Annotated in this window: 2 protein-coding genes; both read left to right on the top strand. The window is 61.4% G+C overall.

Annotation, left to right across the window (positions count from 1 at the left end):
- On the top strand, positions 1–259 hold a 259-nt coding region (locus tag AC1DYW_RS33050; RefSeq protein WP_477228790.1), incomplete at its 5' end, for a KUP/HAK/KT family potassium transporter.
- Between the two features lie 182 nt (positions 260–441).
- Positions 442–2,351 (top strand): potassium transporter Kup (locus tag AC1DYW_RS33055; protein ID WP_477228977.1); only part of this gene is annotated, 1,910 nt, incomplete at its 3' end.

Here is a 2,351-nt window from a genome sequence, read left to right on the forward strand (position 1 = left end):
GCTGACCTTCGGCTACATGGAGCAGCCCAACATCCCGCGCGCGCTGGCGATCTGCCGCAAGCAGGGCTGGAAGTTCGACATCATGACGACCTCATTCTTCCTGTCGCGACGTTCGCTCAAGGCCTCGCCCAATTCCGGCATGCCGGTTTGGCAGGACCGGTTGTTCATTGGCCTGGCGCGTACGGCGGCCGACGCGACCGAATATTTCCAGATCCCGACCGGCCGTGTGGTAGAGATCGGTACGCAGGTAGCGATCTGACGGACGCATATGCTGCTGGTCCTGCTGGTGCGACCATGCCTGCAGATCGAGCCCGCGATCTCGCGTGGACCGATGATCTCCCGAGCAGCCGAGCGTTGCCGGCATGGGAGCCATCACGCGACGGCACTTGATATTGCATCGCAGCAAGCGTAGATGACCGCGCACTTATCGGAGTGTCGTCCATGGCCCTTGCCAATGCTGGTAGTGAGGCAGAACCCGTCGAACAATCGAGCCATCCTGAAATCGAACAGCACAGCACCAAGGTGTTGATGCTGGGCGCGCTTGGCGTCGTTTATGGGGATATCGGCACCAGCCCGATCTATGCGTTCCGCGAGGCGCTGGTGGCATCGTCCCGCGGTAGCGTGGCGGATCGCGGCGATATTCTTGGCGTTCTGTCGCTGATCATCTGGTCGCTGACGATCATCGTCACCATCAAATACATTATGTTTGTGTTGCGCGCCGACAACCGCGGCGAGGGCGGCGTGCTGTCGCTGATGGCGCTGGCGCGCGGCAGTTTCCCCAAGCGTTCGGCGCTGATACTTGGCATCGGCATCGTCGGGGCATCGCTTTTCTTCGGTGACGCCGTCATCACGCCGGCAATCTCGGTGCTGTCGGCCGTCGAGGGCATGAATGTCGTCACGCCTGCCTTCCAGCCTTACGTGGTGCCGCTAACTCTGGTCATTCTTGCCATGGTTTTCGCCGTACAGCGCTTTGGCACGGGCGGGGTGGGATTGGTGTTCGGTCCGGTGACCGCAGTATGGTTCCTGGCCATTGGCCTTTCCGGTCTCAACCACATCATCGCCGATCCGGAAATCCTGTGGGCGGTGAGCCCACACTACATCGTTGCCTTTCTGATCAATTCGCCCGACGTCGCCTTCGTTACCATCGGCGCCATCTTCCTCGCCGTCACCGGCGCCGAAGCGCTCTATGCCGATCTCGGCCATTTCGGCCGCAAGCCGATCGTGCTCGCCTGGCTGGCGATCGTGTTTCCCTGCCTGCTGCTCAATTATGCCGGGCAAGGCGCCTTCGTGCTGGCAAAGAACGGCGTGGTCGGCCATCCGTTCTTCGAGATGAATGAGGGCTGGACGCTTATCCCGATGGTCGTGCTGGCGACTGCTGCGACCGTGATCGCCAGCCAGGCGGTGATTTCGGGCGCCTTCTCGCTGACCAGGCAGGCCGTGCAGCTCAACATGCTGCCGCGTCTGGAAATCCTGCACACATCTGAAAAACAGTCCGGCCAGATCTATATGCCGCGCGTCAATCTCTTGCTGGCGCTGGTGGTGATGATGCTGGTCGTCGGCTTCGGCGAGTCCAGCAAGCTGGCGTCGGCCTATGGTATTTCGGTGACTGGCAACATGCTGGTGACGACGGTGCTGCTCTATGTCGTCATGACGCGTATCTGGAAATGGCAGCTGTGGCTGGCCGTCTCGCTGACGGCGCTGTTTGCCTTTATCGACATCGGCTTCTTTGCCTCCAACATCGTCAAGGTGTTCGAGGGCGGCTGGGCATCGCTGGCTGTGGCCTTCACCATCGTGCTGGGCATGTGGACCTGGGTGCGCGGCAGCCGCTATCTGTTCGACAAGACCCGGCGCAACGAGATCCCGCTCGATTTCCTCGCCGGCAATCTGTTGAAGAAGAAGCCGCAGCTGGTGTCCGGCACCGCCGTGTTCCTGACCAGCGATCCCTTGAGCGCGCCAACGGCGCTGATGCACAGCCTGAAACACTACAAGGTGCTGCATGAGCAGAACGTCATCCTTTCGGTGGTGACCGCGCCGCAGCCGGTGGTGCCCGACAGCGAGCGGGTCAAGATGGAGACGGTCAACGAGCTGTTCATGCGGGTGACGCTGACCTTCGGCTACATGGAGCAGCCCAACATCCCKCGCGCGCTGGCGATCTGCCGCAAGCAGGGCTGGAAGTTCGACATCATGACGACCTCATTCTTCCTGTCGCGACGTTCGCTCAAGGCCTCGCCCAATTCCGGCATGCCGGTTTGGCAGGACCGGTTGTTCATTGGCCTGGCGCGTACGGCGGCCGACGCGACCGAATATTTCCAGATCCCGACCGGCCGTGTGGTAGAGATCGGTACGCAGGT

Source organism: Mesorhizobium sp. P2_D5 (assembly GCF_056404355.1).